18 protein-coding genes and 1 other RNA gene are annotated in these 18,638 nt (G+C 35.1%); 6 read left to right on the top strand and 13 right to left on the bottom strand.

The genetic code is table 11. From position 1 onward, the window contains the following. Window positions 1–10: 10 nt before the first annotated feature. From AC4CVH_RS06915 to AC4CVH_RS06890, 6 genes are all read right to left on the bottom strand, one after another. Window positions 11–1,153, bottom strand: a complete 1,143-nt coding sequence (locus AC4CVH_RS06915; RefSeq protein ID WP_490787018.1) for a glycerate kinase family protein — start codon at window positions 1,151–1,153, stop codon at window positions 11–13. Window positions 1,154–1,395: 242 nt separating this feature from the next. Then, window positions 1,396–2,721, bottom strand: coding sequence for a gluconate:H+ symporter (locus AC4CVH_RS06910; RefSeq protein WP_490787017.1), 1,326 nt, complete (start codon window positions 2,719–2,721; stop codon window positions 1,396–1,398). A gap of 244 nt (window positions 2,722–2,965) precedes the next feature. Then, complete coding sequence (locus tag AC4CVH_RS06905; protein WP_490787016.1) at window positions 2,966–4,312, bottom strand: enolase C-terminal domain-like protein; 1,347 nt, start codon at window positions 4,310–4,312, stop codon at window positions 2,966–2,968. 93 nt (window positions 4,313–4,405) lie between these two features. Next, window positions 4,406–5,290 carry a 2-hydroxy-3-oxopropionate reductase gene (garR, locus tag AC4CVH_RS06900; RefSeq protein ID WP_490787015.1) on the bottom strand — a complete coding sequence of 295 codons (885 nt, stop codon included), beginning with the start codon at window positions 5,288–5,290 and terminating at the stop codon, window positions 4,406–4,408. Between the two features lie 27 nt (window positions 5,291–5,317). Next, entirely contained in the window at window positions 5,318–6,217 is a 900-nt protein-coding gene (locus AC4CVH_RS06895) for an aldo/keto reductase (protein ID WP_490787014.1), read from the bottom strand. 137 nt (window positions 6,218–6,354) lie between these two features. Beyond that, on the bottom strand, window positions 6,355–7,503 hold the full coding sequence (locus AC4CVH_RS06890; RefSeq protein ID WP_490787013.1) for a sugar diacid recognition domain-containing protein: 1,149 nt from the start codon (window positions 7,501–7,503) through the stop codon (window positions 6,355–6,357). 262 nt (window positions 7,504–7,765) lie between these two features. On the opposite strand from AC4CVH_RS06890, the gene AC4CVH_RS06885 reads away from it, so the two are divergent. After that, window positions 7,766–8,662, top strand: coding sequence for a dihydrodipicolinate synthase family protein (locus AC4CVH_RS06885; protein WP_490787012.1), 897 nt, complete (start codon window positions 7,766–7,768; stop codon window positions 8,660–8,662). A gap of 67 nt (window positions 8,663–8,729) precedes the next feature. Here AC4CVH_RS06885 and AC4CVH_RS06880 read toward each other — a convergent pair whose 3' ends face one another. Further along, complete coding sequence (locus AC4CVH_RS06880) at window positions 8,730–9,134, bottom strand: putative ABC transporter permease (RefSeq protein WP_490787091.1); 405 nt, start codon at window positions 9,132–9,134, stop codon at window positions 8,730–8,732. Window positions 9,135–9,287: 153 nt separating this feature from the next. On the opposite strand from AC4CVH_RS06880, the gene AC4CVH_RS06875 reads away from it, so the two are divergent. From AC4CVH_RS06875 to AC4CVH_RS06860, 4 genes are all read left to right on the top strand, one after another. Beyond that, window positions 9,288–9,638 (top strand): CidA/LrgA family protein, encoded by a 351-nt coding sequence (locus tag AC4CVH_RS06875; RefSeq protein ID WP_490787011.1) that lies wholly within the window; start codon window positions 9,288–9,290, stop codon window positions 9,636–9,638. After that, window positions 9,635–10,336 carry an LrgB family protein gene (locus AC4CVH_RS06870; protein ID WP_490787010.1) on the top strand — a complete coding sequence of 234 codons (702 nt, stop codon included), beginning with the start codon at window positions 9,635–9,637 and terminating at the stop codon, window positions 10,334–10,336. Before AC4CVH_RS06875 ends, AC4CVH_RS06870 begins: the two co-directional genes overlap by 4 nt. Window positions 10,337–10,360: 24 nt before the next feature. Continuing rightward, entirely contained in the window at window positions 10,361–10,942 is a 582-nt protein-coding gene (locus AC4CVH_RS06865; RefSeq protein ID WP_490787009.1) for a hypothetical protein, read from the top strand. A gap of 96 nt (window positions 10,943–11,038) precedes the next feature. After that, complete coding sequence (locus AC4CVH_RS06860; RefSeq protein ID WP_490787008.1) at window positions 11,039–11,554, top strand: GNAT family N-acetyltransferase; 516 nt, start codon at window positions 11,039–11,041, stop codon at window positions 11,552–11,554. A gap of 193 nt (window positions 11,555–11,747) precedes the next feature. On the opposite strand, the gene AC4CVH_RS06855 is transcribed toward AC4CVH_RS06860, so the two are convergent. The 5 genes from AC4CVH_RS06855 to ssrA all read right to left on the bottom strand — a co-directional run bounded on the left by AC4CVH_RS06855 (window position 11,748) and on the right by ssrA (window position 16,047). After that, complete coding sequence (locus AC4CVH_RS06855) at window positions 11,748–12,908, bottom strand: cobalamin-independent methionine synthase II family protein (protein ID WP_490787007.1); 1,161 nt, start codon at window positions 12,906–12,908, stop codon at window positions 11,748–11,750. Between the two features lie 113 nt (window positions 12,909–13,021). Beyond that, complete coding sequence (locus tag AC4CVH_RS06850) at window positions 13,022–13,951, bottom strand: LysR family transcriptional regulator (protein ID WP_490787006.1); 930 nt, start codon at window positions 13,949–13,951, stop codon at window positions 13,022–13,024. Window positions 13,952–14,069: 118 nt separating this feature from the next. Continuing rightward, window positions 14,070–14,309 carry a hypothetical protein gene (locus AC4CVH_RS06845; protein WP_490787005.1) on the bottom strand — a complete coding sequence of 80 codons (240 nt, stop codon included), beginning with the start codon at window positions 14,307–14,309 and terminating at the stop codon, window positions 14,070–14,072. Between the two features lie 214 nt (window positions 14,310–14,523). Next, complete coding sequence (locus tag AC4CVH_RS06840) at window positions 14,524–15,138, bottom strand: type II toxin-antitoxin system PemK/MazF family toxin (RefSeq protein ID WP_490787004.1); 615 nt, start codon at window positions 15,136–15,138, stop codon at window positions 14,524–14,526. Between the two features lie 546 nt (window positions 15,139–15,684). Continuing rightward, window positions 15,685–16,047: a transfer-messenger RNA gene (ssrA, locus tag AC4CVH_RS06835) on the bottom strand. Between the two features lie 177 nt (window positions 16,048–16,224). Here ssrA and AC4CVH_RS06830 point away from each other — a divergent pair. Beyond that, window positions 16,225–17,613, top strand: a complete 1,389-nt coding sequence (locus tag AC4CVH_RS06830) for a hypothetical protein (RefSeq protein WP_490787003.1) — start codon at window positions 16,225–16,227, stop codon at window positions 17,611–17,613. Between the two features lie 121 nt (window positions 17,614–17,734). Here AC4CVH_RS06830 and AC4CVH_RS06825 read toward each other — a convergent pair whose 3' ends face one another. Next, window positions 17,735–18,610, bottom strand: a complete 876-nt coding sequence (locus AC4CVH_RS06825; protein ID WP_490787002.1) for an aldose 1-epimerase family protein — start codon at window positions 18,608–18,610, stop codon at window positions 17,735–17,737. Between the last annotated feature and the right edge of the window lie 28 nt (window positions 18,611–18,638).

The following is an 18,638-nucleotide window of genomic DNA, read 5'->3' as shown; positions in this document are numbered from 1 at the left end:
CACCTCCAATTTAAATTACTTCCATAAGTCTCATCACATTTTCAACTGTTTTCTCCATATTGATTTTTCCGTCTCGAAGTGCATCCTTCAAACTTGATACACCCTGAACTATGCTGAAAATAGACTTTATACCCAAATTATACAATACCTCTACATCATCGCCAATACTTCCAGCAAAAGCAATTACAGGTTTATTATATTTCTGGGCTACTACTGCAACTCCCATTGGAGTTTTCCCATACTGTGTCTGAAAGTCAATACTTCCTTCACCTGTAAAAACCAAATCAGCATCTTTTACCTTTTCCTCATATCCCGAATATTTCACAACTATATCAATTCCTCTTTCAAGTTTTCCATTCATAAATACCATGAGTCCAGCTCCAAGCCCCCCTGCTGCACCTGCACCAGGTACCTCAGCAACATCTATATTCAGCTGGCTTTTAATCACATCTGCATAATGCCTTAAATTGTCATCGAGTATTTTTATCATTTCTTTTGTTGCACCTTTTTGAGGTCCAAACACATTTGACGCCCCATCATGTCCGCACAATGGATTCGTAACATCACATGCAACTTCAACTTTCACATCCTTTAGTCCTGAATGAAGTCCGCTTAAATCTATAGAATCAATTTTGCCAAGCTCTCCCCCGCCAAATCCAATTTCTTTTCCAAATTTATCTTTAAATTTTGCTCCAAGTGCCTGAATTGCGCCAACTCCACCATCATTTGTGGAGCTTCCTCCTATTCCTATAAGAAGCTTTTTTACTCCTTTATCAAGACAGGCTTTTATAAGCTGACCAGTTCCATAAGTTGTAGTTACGAGTGGATTCCTATCATCTTCCGGAACCAAAGTTATACCACTTGCGCTTGCCATCTCTATTACCGCTGTTTTTCCATCTCCCAAAATTCCATACTCCGCTTCAACTTCATTTCCAAGAGGGGCCGTTACCTTAATCTTATACACCCTGCCACAAGTTGCATCAACAAGCGACTGCATGGTACCTTCTCCTCCATCCGCCATTGGAACTTTTATACAGTTGACATGTTCAGTTACCTTTTTTATTCCTCTCTCCATTGCATCACATGCTTCCTTTGCAGTCATGCTCTCCTTGAATGAATCCGGTGCCAACAAGATATTTAAATTTTTTTTCATATTGAAAATCCCTCCAACGCTGATCTATTATAAACTAATGCGTTTTTTACGCTTGTTATATTATATTTATGTAACTGTGAAATTATATTTTCACTTTTTATATTATGATACTTTTAAATATCTCAAACAATATTCAGTTGCACAAACTTAAATCCAATTCAAAAATGGTTTTTATATATTTGCATAATGCATATATTACAAAAAACATCTGCTATTTACAGATGTTTTTTGAAAATACCATTCTAGTGTACAAATATGTTTAAGATAAGCACTCCAATCAAACCTATTATAGAAAGCAACGTTGTATAACTTGTTCTAGTTTTTATTGCATCGGCTACCGACAATCCAAAATATTCTTTATACATCCAGAATCCAGGATCATTTACATGAGATGCAAATATACTTCCTGTTGTAACTGCAAGTACCATAAGGCTAGGGCTTACACCGGAAGAAGCAGCAAGCGGAGCAACCAGTCCAGCAGCGGCAGTTACAGCTACAGTTGCAGAACCAAGTGATACTCTAAGAAGTACTGCAATAAACCATGCAAGCAATATAGGAGACATATTAAGGTTTTGAGTCATAGAAACTATGGTATTTCCTACCCCTGAATCTACAAGTACCTGTTTAAAAGCTCCGCCTGCACCGATAATCAAAATTATCATTGCTATGGCTTTTGCAGCTTCAGTCATACTCTTTCCTATTTCATCCATCTTCCTATTACATCCGAATCCGAACGTAAATATTGCAACAATTACAGATATCATCAAAGCTATAGGTGCATCTCCAAAGAACTTGACATATTTCAATACTGTAGAGTCCTTAGGAAGAAGAAGCCCGCAAAATTCAGCTGCAGCTATCAAAATTACAGGAACAAGTGCTGTAAAAACACTTTTAGCGAAACTTGGCATTTCTTCATCTTTAAATAACTTACTAGTAGTAAGTCCCTCCGGGATATGTGCTTTTGCATTTTTTATAATGGAACTTTTTGAAAACAAAATTCCTACAATTATAGCACCAGGTATTGCAATTAAAAGTCCCAGCAAAAGAGTCTTTCCTATACTTGCATTAAATGCATTTGCCACAAGCGTAGGACCTGGATGAGGTGGAAGGAAACTATGACATACAGATAGCGAAACAGTTGCAGGAAATCCTATATATATAAGTGGAAATTTAGTTTCTTTAACAACACTGTATATTATAGGTATTAAAAGTATGAATCCTGCTTCATAAAACATTGAAATTCCAACTATAATAGATGTAACAAGCATAGCCCACTGAACTTTCTTCATTCCAAACTTGTTTATGAGTGTTGTGGCTATTCTCTGACCAGCTCCACAGTCTGACATCAGTCTTCCAAGCATAGCACCAAATCCAAGTATCAGTATAAGATCGTTCAACTGTCCTCCTATACCTTTGTACATAGAATCGGTAACATTTGCAAGAGGCATTCCCTCCATAACTCCTACAAACAGTGAAACAAGTATCAAAGATATAAATCCGTTTAATTTGCACAATATCATGAGTATTAAGAGTAACGCTACTCCTATACCAACTATTAATAAAGCCATTAAAACTCCTCCTAAATTATAAAAAATGTTTACATTTTTCACAAACTTTCAAAGTACTTTGTAGTTTTATTATCATATTTTTCGACAACCGTTACAATATTCACGTGCACAAATTTTAATCGTTATCAATAGTATTTTTTCATGTATATGCATAAATATTTTTGTGAGATTAGAAAAGCTTCCTCTACTTAAATCTTCCCGGATTGATAAATTCAATACTATGAATCTTATAGTTGATTTATGTCTATCTTACCATGCAAGGCTTTTTACTGTTAAACCTCCAACCTTTTACAAGATACTTCATGGCCATTGAATCGTCTCTATCCTTATATCCAATTTTGTTATATAATTCATTAGCTTTCATAACTTTATCCATGTCAACTTCCAGTCCAAGTCCGGATTTCCTTGGAAGTTCTATAAGTCCATCGGATATCTTGTAAGGGGTCTTTGTAAGATATTGGCCATCCTGCCATATCCAATGAGTATCCATAGGTGTAATTTCTCCAGGTGCCGCAGCTGCAACCTGCACAAAAATTGCCAAAGATATATCAAAGTGGTTGTTTGAATGAGATCCCCATGTATATCCCCAGTCATTGCATATCTCTGCTGCACGTACTGCACCATTCATAGTCCAAAAATGAGGATCTGCAAGAATTATATCCAGTGAATTCAGTGAAAGAGAATGCCCAAACTGCCTCCAATCCGTTGCTATCATATTAGTTGCAACTCTAATTCCTGTGGCTCTCTTGAATTCAGTCATGATTTCCCTTCCAGAAAAACCTCTTTCAGGACCACACGGATCTTCTGCATAAGTCAAAGCACTCCCTGCATCCTTGCATAATCTTATTGATTCTTCAAGAGACCATGCACCATTTGGATCTATATTTACATTTGCATCAGGGAATTCCTTAGCTAAAGCCTTGATTGTCTCTATCTCTTTTTCACCATCAAAAACTCCGCCTTTTAGTTTAAAGTCACGTACACCATACTTTTCCTTCACAGCATGAGCCTCTTCAACAACATCCTCTATTGTAACCTTTTTATTTCTCCTGATTTTAAACCATTCATCCCTGCTGTCCCCTTCATCTATATACGGTAAATCAGTCTTTTTCTTGTCCTCCACATAAAACAAATATCCAAGCATTCTAACTGCATCTCTCTGCTTTCCATCTCCAAGCAGTGATGCAACAGGCAAATCCATGTATTGTCCAAGCAAATCTAAAAGTGCAGACTCAACTGCAGTTTCAGCATGAACTACAAAGCATAAATTCTTTAAATCAAGTTCCTGAATGCCCTGTCCATTATTTTCATTTTCACACCAAACCATACTTTTTAATTCTCTTATTATATTTCTATAATCTCCTATATGCCTTCCTATAACAGCAGACTTATAATTTTCCAGTGCCTGCCTTATGTGCTCTCCTCCATGTATTTCTCCAAGTCCTACATTACCCGAATTATCATTTATAATTACTATGTTTCTTATAAAAAATGGCGCATGAGCTCCGCTAAGTGTCAATGACATACTGTCATATCCAGCAACCGGAATAACTTTCATATCTGTTATAACAGGTGTACCTTTAGTATTCATAAAAATTTCCTCCAAATTATTTAATATAAAAGCAGACAATAGGAATCAAAATCCTAGTCTGCTCTTTAATACAACTACAGTTATAAATTTAATCTATTTTGTTACCTCAATATTTGCAAGTTTCTCATAGAATTTTACAATTGCAGAGTGGTCGCTCTGTCCTTCACCTTCCTGATGAAGGTTTCTAAGTACTTCAAGAACCTGATTTGTAAGGAACAGTGGTGCTCCAACTCCTGCCCCTGTTTCTACTGCATTTGTCAAATCCTTTATGTGAAGGTCTATCTTGAATCCTGGCTTGAAGTTTCTATCAAGTACCATTGGTGCCTTTGCATCAAGTACCGTACTTCCTGCAAGTCCGCCTCTTATTGCATTGTATATAAGCTCCGGTGATACTCCTGCCTTTGTTCCAAGTACAAATGCCTCGGACATTGCTGCTATATTAAGTGCTACTATTACCTGGTTTGCAAGCTTTGTTACATTTCCTGCTCCCACTTCTCCGCAGAGAACTGCACTTGATCCCATCTTAAGAAGAAGTTCTTTGTATTTTTGAAAAGTTTCCTTCTTTCCACCTACCATTATAGACAAACTTCCGTCTATAGCTTTTGGTTCTCCACCGCTTACCGGTGCATCTATCATATCGACTCCCTTTTCTGCAAGCTTTTCTGCTATTTCTCTTGAAACAAGAGGTGCAATTGAGCTCATGTCTATAAACACGGAGCCCTTCTTTATTCCCTCTGCAACACCATTTTCCCCAAAAACAACCTGTTTTACCTGCGGCGAATTAGGAAGCATTGTTATTACAACGTCAGCTTTTGATGCAACATCTTTTGCAGAAGTTCCTGCCTCTGCCCCAAACTCTACAAGTTCATTGACGGACTGTTTGCTTCTATTATAAACTACAAGATCATATCCTGCCTTTATCAAGTTCTTCGACATTGGTTTTCCCATAATTCCAAGTCCTATAAATCCTATTTTCATGTGTTGATCCTCCTCATAAATATTTAGTTACAATATATCAAGCGGCATTTTTCTACTAGGTTTTGAAAATGAATTTTCAAGTAAATCCAATTCATCTTTTGAAAGTGTAATTGCCCCTGCTCTCGCATTTTCTACAACATGTTCCTTGTGAGACGCCTTTGGAATTGCAATTACATCACCAGACCTCATGCACCATGAAAGAAGTATCTGAACCGGTGTAGCTTTATGGCCTCTAGCCACCTCATTCAATGCCTTGTCATTTAAAATATGTCTTCTGAGCCTTCCTCCCTTTGCTATTGGACAATATGCCATAACCGGCATATTATGTGCCCTCTGCCATGGAAGCAGATCAAATTCAATGCCCCTTGAGCCAAGATGATACAATACCTGATTTACCATGCAGTTTTCACTTCCACTGCATCTGTCTAACTCTTCCATATCAGGGGCATCCAAATTTGATACTCCCCATCTCAAAATCTTCCCCTGCTTTTTCAATTTTTCCATTCCCTCAATTGTCTCCTCAAAAGGCACTCCACCCCTCCAGTGAAGAAGATACATATCAAGATGATCCGTATTTAACCTTCTCAGGCTGTTTTCACAGGAATTGAATATATCTGTAAGTCCTGCATTGTGGGGATAAACTTTCGATACAAGAAATACCCTGTCTCTCACGTCTTTTATTGCATCCCCTATTAAATTTTCCGATTCTCCCTCTCCATACATTTCTGCAGTATCTATAAGAGTCATTCCTAATTCTATTCCAAGCCTTAATGTATCTATTTCATCATTTCTTACAGATGGATTTTCACCCATATACCATGTTCCCTGTCCCAAAGCTGGAACTTCAGTGCCATCTGGAAGAACTACTTTTTTCTTTTCATTTATATCTCTTATTTTTTCAATTTCACTTTCACTTATCAAACTCAAAATATCAATCTCCTTTCAATGAATTTTCTATCCTACATAAATTATTCCCGTTTTCGGAAACTCAATCAATATTAAATTACACAAATGTTAGTGTATATTATGTGCTTATTTTGTATAATTGCATAATGAAATAAGAGTTAATTAGTTTTAAAATTAATCATAGATGAATAAAGCCAAAATAAATCCACATATTTTTTAGGATTCAGATTTGTCAATTTGTATATTTTGTTCAAGCGATAATTTAGAGTATTTCTATGTATGAAAAGTCTGCTGGATACTTTGTTAAGTTCTCCATTTTCCTGTATGAATACATTTAACGTTTCCATCAATTCACCATTTTTATCATTGTTGTGGATCAATTCATAGGAATCTTGAAGTTCTCCCAATTTCCAGGCAGCATTATCCTGTGAAAAAAGCATTTGGTATTTTAAAATATCAAATATATATACATTATTCTTTGGATAATTTTCATCTCCAAAACTAAGTGTTCTCCTTGCAATTTCATACGACTTGTGAATGTCGGTCAGTTTATTATAAACTTTGCCTATCGATATTTTTACACTGTTTCCTGTTTTGGCTTTTATTTTTTTATGAACACTTTCTATCCTCGGCTTGCATGTTATCGTTCTGTAGTTTACATTAGGACATTTGTATATTATGACAATTGTTCTTGAATCAACAGCAGCAGCAAGCGAACCATCAAGATTTGCTTCAAGTATGGCGATTATGTTGTTAAGTATGTCTATATCCTTTTCCCGGGAGATTCTTTTAAAATCAATCTGTACTATAAAGACAACCATGGGATAATTATTTGTCAGCTTAAACTTTTTAGCATATTTTTCCAGAAGCTTAAAGGAACCCTGATTGTTGTTTATAAGTGATACTATCATATCTTCCTTTATCTTGTTGCTCCATTCAAGTTCTCTCATGACATAAGCCTGTTCTATCATCATTTCAGCAGTCATCTTGATTAACTTTCCATATCCTATTACTTCGTCCCTCTTGCCTGTAATACCTATAACTCCAATAATATCACCCTTGAACTCTATTACTATGTTGGTTCCCTCCTGGACTCCATTAAGTTCCGTAGACTGTTTTTCGTCTATGCTGAATTCCGATCTCCTTTTAAGTGCTAAAAGCGCTCCTTCATGGATTGTACCAATCCTATTCTTATTCCCTGATGCTATAATTATCCCTTTTTCATTCATTATATTTACATTTTTATTCACAGCTTTCATGGTCCTATCAACTATTCTCTCTGCAAGCTGCTTACTTAAAACTTCCATTATATACTCCTCCTCATAACATGATAAGACAATAACAACTTTTTTATAATGTGCATATATATGAAAAAATATTGTCAGTTCCAGTCAATATTTGTGCAACTGAACATTGATATAAAAATGTACAAGCATGATAATAAAGGTATAGTAACATGTATTTCAATCGTTTTTATAAATTTAGCATATAATATAATTGCAGTTTTTACGATACATTTTAATTATAATTTTAGGACATATATTTGTCTATAATTAGGAGGATTTAGATATGATAAAGGGAGTTTTTACACCAATAGTAACTGTTTTTGATGAAAATGGAAACTTTGATCAGGAATCAAACAAGCAAATGATTGAAAAACTGATTTCAGATGGTATTTACGGTATATGTGTACTTGGAACTACAGGCGAATTTTTCAACATGACTTTTGAAGAAAAAAAGGAATACATAAAATTCGCATCACAGACTATAAACGGCAGAGTAAAATTGATAGTTGGAGCTGGAAGTCCAAATATCAAAGAAGCTATAGCGCTTGCAAAATGTGCAGAAGAAAATAATGCAGACGCAGTACTCGTACTTCCTCCTTTCTATTTCAAGCTTGATGAAAACCATGTATTTGAATACTTTTCCAGAATAGCCGAAAATACAAATCTGCCAATGATATTATATAACATACCTCAAAATACAAAAATTGAATTATCTGCAGATTTAGTACTTAGATTAGCAAATAAGTATGATAATATAGCTCACGGTGGTGTAAAAGATACCACACCTGCCCTTGGAAATGTAAGAAGATTTGTAGAAAAAGTTAAAAGTGTACATCCTGATTTTGCAGTATTGTCTGGAATAGATGAATATTTAATACCAAATCTCATGATAGGTGGAAACGGTATTGTAGGTACACAGACAAATACACAGGCAAAACTTTTAGTGGAAACATATAAAACCTTCTTAAAAGGCGACTTTAACAAATTGTTAGAGCTTCAGAAAAAAATAAATCACATAATGGATGTACGTGAAATGCCAGGCAGCAACAATATATTGTCTGCAAAAACAGCTGTAAGCATTGCTTTAAATTCAGACTTCAACACATCAATAAGGTATTATGACATAAAAGTCACTGACGATGTGAAAAACAGAATTAAAAAAATTGTTAGTCCGGAATAACCTTCCATGATAATAAAAAATAATTTTGGACCAGAAAACAAGCTTTTTATCAAGCTTGTTTTTCTGATTACACAATTTTCAATTTAAGAAGTAAGTCATGAATCTTTTCAAATAAAATTCCTACAACAAACCATATCGGTATAAAGTCAAGTCTTATAATACCTCTTACAGAATATCTGCACCTCCCATAATTCCAGGGACATCTTCCTGTAAACAATTTAAGCATGCTTCCCGATACGTACTCTACAGCAAAGATAATAACCATATATATGATGCCCCTCAAGAAAAACGGCCATTTTCTAATCTTATCATGTATAGGTTCCATGAAAACCGCCATTCCATATATGGGAAACATCCATATATACGTAAATCCTACAAGTGTAAAATCCCCTTTCAACATTGATCCAAAACCAGTCCAAATTATTTCCATGCACCATCCTATAATCCCATAAAACAAAAATCTAATTTTCATAAAGATAATTTTTGCATAAAAAATCAATTATATACACACCCGCAAATAATTTTCAATTTAATTTTGCCTACAATCGACTACATCCAAATTGCATATTGATATATTGCTTTGATGCTCCTATAATAGATTATACTTGCTTAAGGGGGAATATCTTTGAATTACCTAAAACAACTAATGATCATTTTAATAGCTTATTGTCTCGGTATATTACTTCAGAAATTTCTGAAACTTCCAATACCGGGTACAATCCTGGGACTAATCATATTATTTTTAGGACTTTATTTTAAAATCGTAAAAATCGAAATGGTTGAAGATATTTGCAACATACTTATATCCAACATGGCATTTCTGTTCATTCCAGCAGGTGTCGGCCTAATAACATCCTTTGGCCTTATAAAAAACAACGTAGCTGCATTTTCACTTATAATCATTGTCTCTACACTAGTTGTATGGATAGTTACAGCATATGTTGTAAAACTTTTAAGAAAGGTGTGTTCAAAATGAATGATATTGTATCCTCTCCAGTCTTTGGAATTCTTGCATCTCTGATTGCATATCAAATAGGATACTTTATAAAAGAGAAATTAAAACTGTCAATTTTTAATCCTCTGCTCATAGCAATAGTACTGCTTATAATATTTTTGACAAAGTTCCATATTAAATACAGCAGCTACAACAACGGGGGAGAAATTATATCCTTTTTTCTAGCTCCTGCAACAGTAGCCCTTGCTTTGCCTCTGTATAAAAGATTTTCCTTGTTCAGGAAAAATTTTTTGCCTATACTAATCGGCATTTTATGTGGAGTCATATCAGGTATAATATGTGTAATCCTACTTTCAAGATTATTTGATCTTTCAAGTCAGATAACAAAATCACTGATTCCAAAATCCATAACCACACCAATAGGCATGGCACTTGCAGACCAACTTGGAGGTTCCTCTTCAATCACTGTAGTTGCAATAATAATTACAGGAATATTCGGCTCCATATCCGGTCCAATATTAAATAAGCTGTTCAAAATCAATGACAAGATTGCCATGGGCATAGCTATGGGAAATTCGGCTCATGCCATGGGTGCTGCAAAATCCATGGAAATCGGCAATACGGAAGGTGCAATGAGCAGTTTGTCTATCGCCATTTCTGGAATTGTAACAGTTGTTATAGCTCCTATCCTATGGAATCTTTTTTCAAAGTTTTTCTAACTCATTGTAAATGGAGGTTTTAAAATGAATGATTATGAGCCACGTGGTTTGAACAAACTACTGACTTGTATTGACAGCCTGTTTGTTGACGGAAAAGAACAGAAGTTAAAAGTAAAACTCGCCAGACAAATAAAGGATAATATTTTTACCGACGAGATCATAACAAAACTCAATCAAAATGATTTTTCAGGATTTACATCTGGAGAAGATGCTGACATAACTTCACTCTTCTCAAGTATTTTTCCAATCTTCGTTAAAAAAGACAATTTTATATTCAGACTGTACAAACATAAGATAGAAGTGGATTTATCGGACGAAATGAGCGACAGATACATATATATGTTTTCCGACGGCAGACTTACCTCAGGTATCTTCCAATGTTTTAATATAAGCGACAACGAATATGTTTACGGTGTTAAAAGAATAATTGATGCTGTTCCACTATTCAAAAAATCCATAATTGAAACACTGGAAAACTTTCAAAGCAACGTCAATGGCCGCATGAAAAAAATCAACAGTTCAAACACAAGGAAAACAGCTGAAAAAAACTATAATGAATTGGTAAAATATCTAGGTGAAAAATGCCAAAATAGAAAATATATATAAATTTACTCACAAAATTCCATTTTTCTCGACTATCTTATTACATTATATGCTATAATTGTTTATAATAATATTACTATTATGGTGAAAGGAGAATTTATGGACAAAAAAGTCGAAATGAAAATTCGTGCACTAGAACGAAAAGATTTATTATACATTCATAAATTACATAATACTAGAAATACAATGGCTTTGTGGTTTAGAGAACCTTATGAGTCTGTAGATGAGTTAGAAAATTTATATACAAAACATATTCATGATGATTCAGAAAGAAGATTTGTAATAGATATTAACGGCGAATTTGCAGGAATTATAGAACTTATAACAATTGATTATATCCATAGGAACACAGAAATACAGATTATTATAAGAAAAGACTTTCAAGGAAAATGTCTAGCTCAAAGTGCAATGAAAAAAGGAATTGATTATGCTTTCAATATACTGAATATGTACAAAGTCTATCTATTTGTAGACAGTGAAAACAGTGTTGCCATTCATATTTACAAAAAGCTTGGATTCCAACAAGAAGGTATATTGAGAAAACAATTTTTTGCCAATGGCAAATACCATGACAGTATATTTATGGGAATCTTTAAAAATGAAATTACTGAATAAAAAATTATAAATATCGGCATTATTTTTTGATTTTTCATTGTTAATTTTTTATATTTTCCCTTTAACTTTAAGTAAACAGTTCATCAAAAATACACCCATTTGCTTAATGCAGATGTGTGTATTTTTTCTTTTGTGAAATTATATAAGCCTCATATTTTTGATTTATGTTATTAGTACAATGCCGTCACAACAACTATATTCCCCAATATTGCAGAGCGATCCTCTGCCCCTGGTCAATTTTAGCCCACTGTTCGTCTTCAGTCAGCTCATTGCCGCCGTCGCAGGACGCGAAACCGCACTGATGAGAAAGAAGCAGCCTGTCTTTTGGAATAATCTTGGACGCTTCATCAAGCAGTCTTATAACACGTGCTTCATCATCCAGCGTTCTTGTTTTAGATGACAACAAACCCAAGACAATCTCGGTATCCGGTTTATCCTGAAAAACTTTAAGAGCTTCAAGGGAACCTGCCCGGTCGCTGTCCCATTCGAGGAAAAAGCGATCATATTTCAGCTGTTTCAAAAACAAGTTTGCAATCTTAACATAAGAACCGCCTCCCATATTTCGGGAATCATAGTTGCCGCGGCAGTTGTGCGTCCACATTTTAAGTCCGAGACTGTGACCGAAATCAATCACCGTATTATTAATATCAATAAATTCAGCAGCAAGTGCCTTAACTTCTTCCTGATTGATATTCTCACCCGTATATGGTGAATTTGGATTGTCATCTGCAAAAATCTCCCACAGACAATCATCAAATTGCAGAATATTCCCTCCCGCGGAAACATACTCCTCGACGAATTCTTTATACGCCTTAATAAGCCCCTCTTTTAATTCTTGAGAATTTTTGTATACCGAATCCTTGCCGCCAATGTTATCCGACCAAGATAATTCACCAAAGATATGTGACGGAGATGGAATACATAATTTTGTTTTACGGTCTCCTGCAAAAGTTTTTAGTCTTTTAAAAACTTCAATAAAATGATGGTTTTTTCCACTGAGTTCACCAGTAATTCGCAGACCAATATCTTTTCGCGTTTCATATTTCGAAGTTCCATCCTTGTCACAGAAAAAATAACCGTGTTCAGCAATATAACGTCTTATACCAACAAGCCCCCAGACAAAGTCCAAATGCCACATGGACTTGGAATACTCTCCATCGGTGATGATAGTCAAGCCATGCTGGATTTCTTTTGCAACAACATTTTTCGTTGCCTCGGTCTCCACTGCTTCATACCCTTCAAAATCACCGTAAAAAGGATATGTGATATTGTCGCTATGCTCGATCCTGCGTTTATACGCAAGCAGTGCTTCAGGGCGCAAAAGACTGCCTACTGTCTCGAATTTTTCACTCATTATAAATCCTCCTCTTTATTTAACATACATATGATCCAATGTAGGTTAAATTATATCATGCATGGAGGACTTATTAGTAACACTAAAAAAATATGCGGTGTTATAGCAAACAGCTATACCTCATTTTCAACGTTAACACCATATTCCGCCACAACAGCTTTTAATTCCTCGAGGTACATTGCCGCCTGTCGTGTCAGTTGAATATCTTTATGTGAAATCCATCCGACTTCAATTGAATCATCAACACGTAGCGGTACTGCCATGATATTGTCGCCGTTTAAGTCCTCACTGACAATTCCCGTAGAAATCGTATAACCATTAAGCCCTATCATAAGGTTAAAAATAGTTGCCCTATCGCCAACGTGAATGTCTTTCTTTGCATATTCCGTACTAAGTATTTCTTCTGAAAAATAGAAGGAGTTGTAGTCGCCCTGTTCAAATGACAGACGCGGGTAATCGTCCAAGTCTTTAAGTGTCACATATTTTTTCTTGGCGAGTGGGTTTGCAGCACTTATGAAAACGTGCGGCTTGGCGGTAAACAACGAATGGAATGTGAGATTGTTTTCTCGGAGCAGCTTTTCTATGACCTGACGGTTAAAATTGTTCATGTAAAGTATGCCTAATTCACTGCGGAGATTTTTAACATCTTCAACTATCTCAAAAGTCCTCGCTTCACGCAAAGTATACTCGTACTCTTCTGCATCGGTTTTCTTTACCATGTTTACAAATGCGTTCACAGCAAAGGCATAATGCTGGGTTGATATTGAGCATAACAGCCTAGATGGTTTCTTGTTCAACCAGCGTTGTTCCAAAAGACTTGCCTGTTCAGCAACCTGACGGGCGTAACCCAAAAACTCCGTGCCGTCTTTAGTCAGAGATATGCCTCTTGGAGTGCGGATGAAAAGATCAAGTCCAATTTCCGTTTCCAAATCGCGGATAGCATTTGAAAGGCTTGGTTGGGCAATAAAAAGGCGTTCCGCCGCTTTGTTTATAGATCCGCAATTCACTGTTTCAATAAAATATTTCAGTTGCTGTAATGTCATCAGTTTTACCTCCCCTATAGAGTTTTAATCTTTATGTCAAAAATTAATATATATTTTTTATTTTAAAAAATGCCTTCTGTTATTATAACATATATGATTAGTACAATTTAACTGGTTTTCAGTAACGACAATAAAGCCCCAGCTTTTTATGTCTAGAGCCAAAATCACTACGCTTATTGTGCAATACTGTCATTTCTACGCCTTTATACTTTGCATTTTCTCCAATATCATAGGAAGTTTTTAATTCATCTTGTTTTATATTGGCATATAAACGTTTGGCATTGTTCCCTCTCGTTGCAACTCCAATAATTCCAATAATTATAAATATACCAATAGCACTTAATATTTTATGATGCATAAAACAATTTCTTTGACAGTAAAAAAACAGACATAAAGTCTGTTTTCTTCTTTATTGGGATTTTATACCCTATAACCATTTGTCTGAGTTTTTAACTCAATTCTTCTTTGTTGGGATTTTATACCCTATAATTCTTTGTCCGAGATATTATCTCTATTCTTAGGTAAATTATATCATCATATTTTTAAAAAATCAATACCAAGTCTCAATTCAATTATCTCTTAATAATATTATCCAATATATCTTTTATGCCATCATCTACATACTTTTTATCCAAATTATAAGGTATATCATTTATTGTATCCTTTATTTGCTGTTCAATACGTTCTATTTCATTTTTATCTTCTTTTATATCTTTTCTTAACCTTAATATATCATATGCTAAATTCTTAGCTTTGATAACACATTCTTTCTCATATAAACTTTTTAGTAGTTCAATTTTTTTATCTTGATCAAGATTAAAAATAAGTTCATTTATTCCTAAATATAACAGCATAGATAAAACCTTATCATCCACTTTGGAACTAATTATACTTGTCCCCTCTTTTAGTGCAATAAAACGATTTGCATTTACTGTCCTAATTTGATTAAAGACAGCATATGTATCATTACTTTTTAATGATGTCGGCAAAGATTCTACCTTACCTAGCTTAATTTTATTCACACCAACACCATTTGACTCACTAGTTAAAGGCATAACAATATATGTTTGGTTGTCATTATTCCTTTTTAACACTAAAGCTAAATGTTTACCATTAAATTCACAAAACCGAACTGGATCAAATATTACGTTATAAATATGTCCTATTCTTATACTACTAAATTTCATTTATATCTCCTCAACAGTTAATTTTTAACAGATTTATATTTTTATCATAAAACTAGCTATTTATTTAATCTCCAATTTTCCTTACCATTTTACATTATATCATATTGCCTTCATCCAATTATAAATAACTCTTGCAGTACCTACTGATTTTCATAATTTTTGTTCTTGTGAATAAGGATGGAATGGGAATATATTTCACAAAATTATATCAGCACTATCCAATTTGCTATCAATTATTGACTCCCATACTATTGTTGCAGTTGGTTCAGTATATCCAAATTTGGATTGGGTTTCCTTTATATTGGGATGTTTACTATTACTTGTACGTTGACCACTGCCGCTTATAACAACCGTAAGTATAATCTTTTTATTCTTGTGATGACCTAATAGTATTCTTTAAATCCTAAAGCTTCTGCTACAAATATATATTTGGCATGAGGTACTCTAAGTCTTAAACTTTAAAAACTCTATTTCATTTTATTCAAAAAACACTAAAAGTCCCTGAAACCAAGGACTTTTTATTGTATCAATATTATAAGGTTTTAATGGTGGAGGCGAGGGGAGTCGAACCCCTGTCCGAAAGCAGAAACGCCCTAGCATCTCCGAGTGCAGTCCTTAATTTAAATTTTCCTCCATCAGACGCCTAAGGACAGGCTTCTGAATTCAGTAGCTTCATAAATTCCGTTTCCAGGTCAAAGCTTTCCTGGACTCGGGGCCCCGCTATCGGCGCCAGGCTCCAGATCGCGGGAATTCTGGGCTGACGGCTAGCAGACTACGCTGCTAAAGCTAAATTTTCGTTATTTTTTGCGTTTATATTTAAACCCCATAGTTTTTTAACGCGGGCCCACAGGTTCCCTCGACTCGCTTCCAAGACCCAACTTACCCCCGTCGAAGCCAAAATACGCCCCCATATGAAAACGCAATTGTAAAACGGAAATTGAATCATGCATGAACAAATTATCCAATGCAGTACTTAATTATAGCACCTAACGTGGTGTAAGTCAAAAATAAATTTTTAAAGTTTTATACACAGTCAAATCAAGTGAGCATATTTTATAAGTATATCAATTAACATGGAGGTAATTAATGAATGTATTTTTGACAAACATTCATTTTATATATGTTGTTTTTATAATTATAATAATTACGGCAATGGTACTAAAAAAAGACATATCGCTTATCTGCATGATTGGTATTTTTACTCTTGGAATATTCGCCACATCATCCATATCAAAATCTCTCATAGGTGTTTTCAACAGCCTTGTATATGCCTCAAAGGAACTCATGCCCACAATTTTTATAATTTCAATAATAACTGCAATGAGCAATACTCTCGTTGCATCAGGTGTGAACAGGGAACTTATAAAACCATTTGAAAAAATTGTGAAGACGCCCGGAGTTGCATATTGGGTAATAGGTATTGTCATGATGGTACTATCCTGGCTTTTTTGGCCATCTCCGGCAGTTGCGCTTATAGGTGCACTGTTTTTACCTATGGCTGAACGGGTTGGACTCCCGGCTATAGGAGCCGCAGTAGCAATGAACTTGTTTGGACATGGTATAGCACTTTCAGGAGATTTTGTAATTCAGGCTGCACCGAAGCTCACTGCAGATGCTGCCGGGATACCGGTACATCAGGTGATATCCTCCAGTATACCTCTTGTTGCAATAATGGGAGTCGTGACCACAATAACTGCATTTATAATGCTTAAAGCTGATATGAAAAGTGAAAAACTTGACATGAATTTTAAAATAGACAAAGATAGTGGCGAAAAGCAAACAGGAATAGCATCCGAAAATGCAAGAAAGACGCTGGCCATCTTTGTAATTTTAATATTTCTTTTAGATGTAGTTGTAATGTATTTGTACAAATTTCAGGGTGGAGACGCCACGGCACTTATAGGTGGAACTTCAGTATTCATACTAAGTGTTGTATCCGTAATCTTCTATAGAAAAAAATGCCTTGAAAAGGTTACTGAAAATATGATAGACGGACTTCAGTTCGCATTCAGGATATTTGGAATAGTTATTCCCATAGCTGCATTTTTTTATTTGGGTGATTCTGCTTTTACAGAAATATTTGGAAAAACGCTTCCCGCACATTCTACCGGAATAGTCAACGATCTCGGTGTGGCTCTTTCCAACACCGTTCCCATAAGCAAGGCTCTGGCATCATGTACAATAACTGCCGTTGGAGCAATAACAGGACTTGACGGATCCGGATTTTCCGGAATATCTCTTGTTGGTTCTGTAGCACACATGTTTTCAATACCTCTTGGAGGAGGGATAAGCACTTTGACAGCACTGGGTCAGATAGCTGCAATATATGTAGGAGGAGGAACCATAATCCCATGGGCTGTTATACCTGTAGCGGCAATATGCAAAGTAGACGTGTTCGAACTTACAAGAAGGAATCTGAAGCCAGTTTTACTTGGACTTGCCGTGACAACTGTATTTGCAGTATTTTTGATGTGAAACCAAGAAGACTGTTTGTCCATAATTAGATAAACAGTCTTCTTTTAAACTTATCAACATTGTGGATAAGTTTTAGTATATACAGTTTATAATCTTATGACTTACAAACATCCATTCCTTATTATTCAATAAAAATCTTATAACTGCAATTAAATTTTTCACCTGTTTTTAATGAAACTGTACCTTCCCTGTCTTTAAATTCGCCTGAAAAATCCTCATATTCCGGATGTCCAAACCATGGTTCTACACATAAAAAAGGTGCACCTTTCTCTGGAGCCCACAGACATAAATATGGAAATTCGCCAAAATCAACTGACAATGATTTATTACTGTTCCTGGATTTTATAGAAACCCTGTTTGATTCAAGATTGTCAAACATCAGGAGTCCATCTTTGAATAATTCCTTTGATAATGGCAGTACATCTTCATTATTGAAGAATTTTTTTGTACTTCTTGAAAGATAAACATCTTTATTCACTCCGCGAACAGAAACAGCTTCCTTTTTATCAAATTTCAAATAACAGTCTTCCAAAAGGTCATTTTGTTGAATAGGGCACATGAATGCCGGATGCGAACCAATTGAAAAATATATTTGCTTATCATCTAAATTAGATACAGAGTAAGTTACCTTGACACAGTTTTCCTGAAGAGTATAAGTTGTACATAAAGAAAACTTATACGGATATACCTTTAATGAATCCTCGGAATATTTTAACTCAAAGGTAATAAAGTCATCTCCCTTGTCCAGCAGTTCAAATTCAGAAATTCTAGCCAATCCATGAGCCGGAAGTTCATATGTATTTCCATCAACCCTGTATTTTGAATCCATTACTTTTCCTATTATAGGGAATAAGGTTGGAGCATGATATTTCCAATATTCCGGATTACCATTCCAAAGATATTCAGTCCCGTCTTCTTTACCCGTCAGAGAATGAAGCTCTCCTCCATAAGTAGAAGCAGTTATTTTTAATGTCGAGTTTTCTAAAGAATAAATCATAAAAAATCCTTCCTCCCGTATTAATAAT

The organism is Clostridium pabulibutyricum, from assembly GCF_058242705.1.
This window is presented reverse-complemented; position numbering and strand designations above follow the sequence as displayed.

Excerpts from the sequence above, each read along its gene's own strand:
- AC4CVH_RS06860 (WP_490787008.1), top strand. The coding sequence starts at position 11,039 with ATGGACAAAAAAGTCGAAATGAAAATTCGTGCACTAGAACGAAAAGAT.
- AC4CVH_RS06870 (WP_490787010.1), top strand. The coding sequence starts at position 9,635 with ATGAATGATATTGTATCCTCTCCAGTCTTTGGAATTCTTGCATCTCTG.
- AC4CVH_RS06830 (WP_490787003.1), top strand. The coding sequence starts at position 16,225 with ATGAATGTATTTTTGACAAACATTCATTTTATATATGTTGTTTTTATA.
- AC4CVH_RS06885 (WP_490787012.1), top strand. The coding sequence starts at position 7,766 with ATGATAAAGGGAGTTTTTACACCAATAGTAACTGTTTTTGATGAAAAT.
- AC4CVH_RS06890 (WP_490787013.1), bottom strand. The coding sequence starts at position 7,503 with ATGGAAGTTTTAAGTAAGCAGCTTGCAGAGAGAATAGTTGATAGGACC.
- AC4CVH_RS06915 (WP_490787018.1), bottom strand. The coding sequence starts at position 1,153 with ATGAAAAAAAATTTAAATATCTTGTTGGCACCGGATTCATTCAAGGAG.
- garR (WP_490787015.1), bottom strand. The coding sequence starts at position 5,290 with ATGAAAATAGGATTTATAGGACTTGGAATTATGGGAAAACCAATGTCG.
- AC4CVH_RS06825 (WP_490787002.1), bottom strand. The coding sequence starts at position 18,610 with ATGATTTATTCTTTAGAAAACTCGACATTAAAAATAACTGCTTCTACT.
- AC4CVH_RS06905 (WP_490787016.1), bottom strand. The coding sequence starts at position 4,312 with ATGAATACTAAAGGTACACCTGTTATAACAGATATGAAAGTTATTCCG.
- AC4CVH_RS06840 (WP_490787004.1), bottom strand. The coding sequence starts at position 15,138 with ATGAAATTTAGTAGTATAAGAATAGGACATATTTATAACGTAATATTT.
- AC4CVH_RS06910 (WP_490787017.1), bottom strand. The coding sequence starts at position 2,721 with ATGGCTTTATTAATAGTTGGTATAGGAGTAGCGTTACTCTTAATACTC.
- AC4CVH_RS06850 (WP_490787006.1), bottom strand. The coding sequence starts at position 13,951 with ATGACATTACAGCAACTGAAATATTTTATTGAAACAGTGAATTGCGGA.
- AC4CVH_RS06845 (WP_490787005.1), bottom strand. The coding sequence starts at position 14,309 with ATGCATCATAAAATATTAAGTGCTATTGGTATATTTATAATTATTGGA.
- AC4CVH_RS06865 (WP_490787009.1), top strand. The coding sequence starts at position 10,361 with ATGAATGATTATGAGCCACGTGGTTTGAACAAACTACTGACTTGTATT.
- AC4CVH_RS06880 (WP_490787091.1), bottom strand. The coding sequence starts at position 9,134 with ATGAAAATTAGATTTTTGTTTTATGGGATTATAGGATGGTGCATGGAA.
- AC4CVH_RS06855 (WP_490787007.1), bottom strand. The coding sequence starts at position 12,908 with ATGAGTGAAAAATTCGAGACAGTAGGCAGTCTTTTGCGCCCTGAAGCA.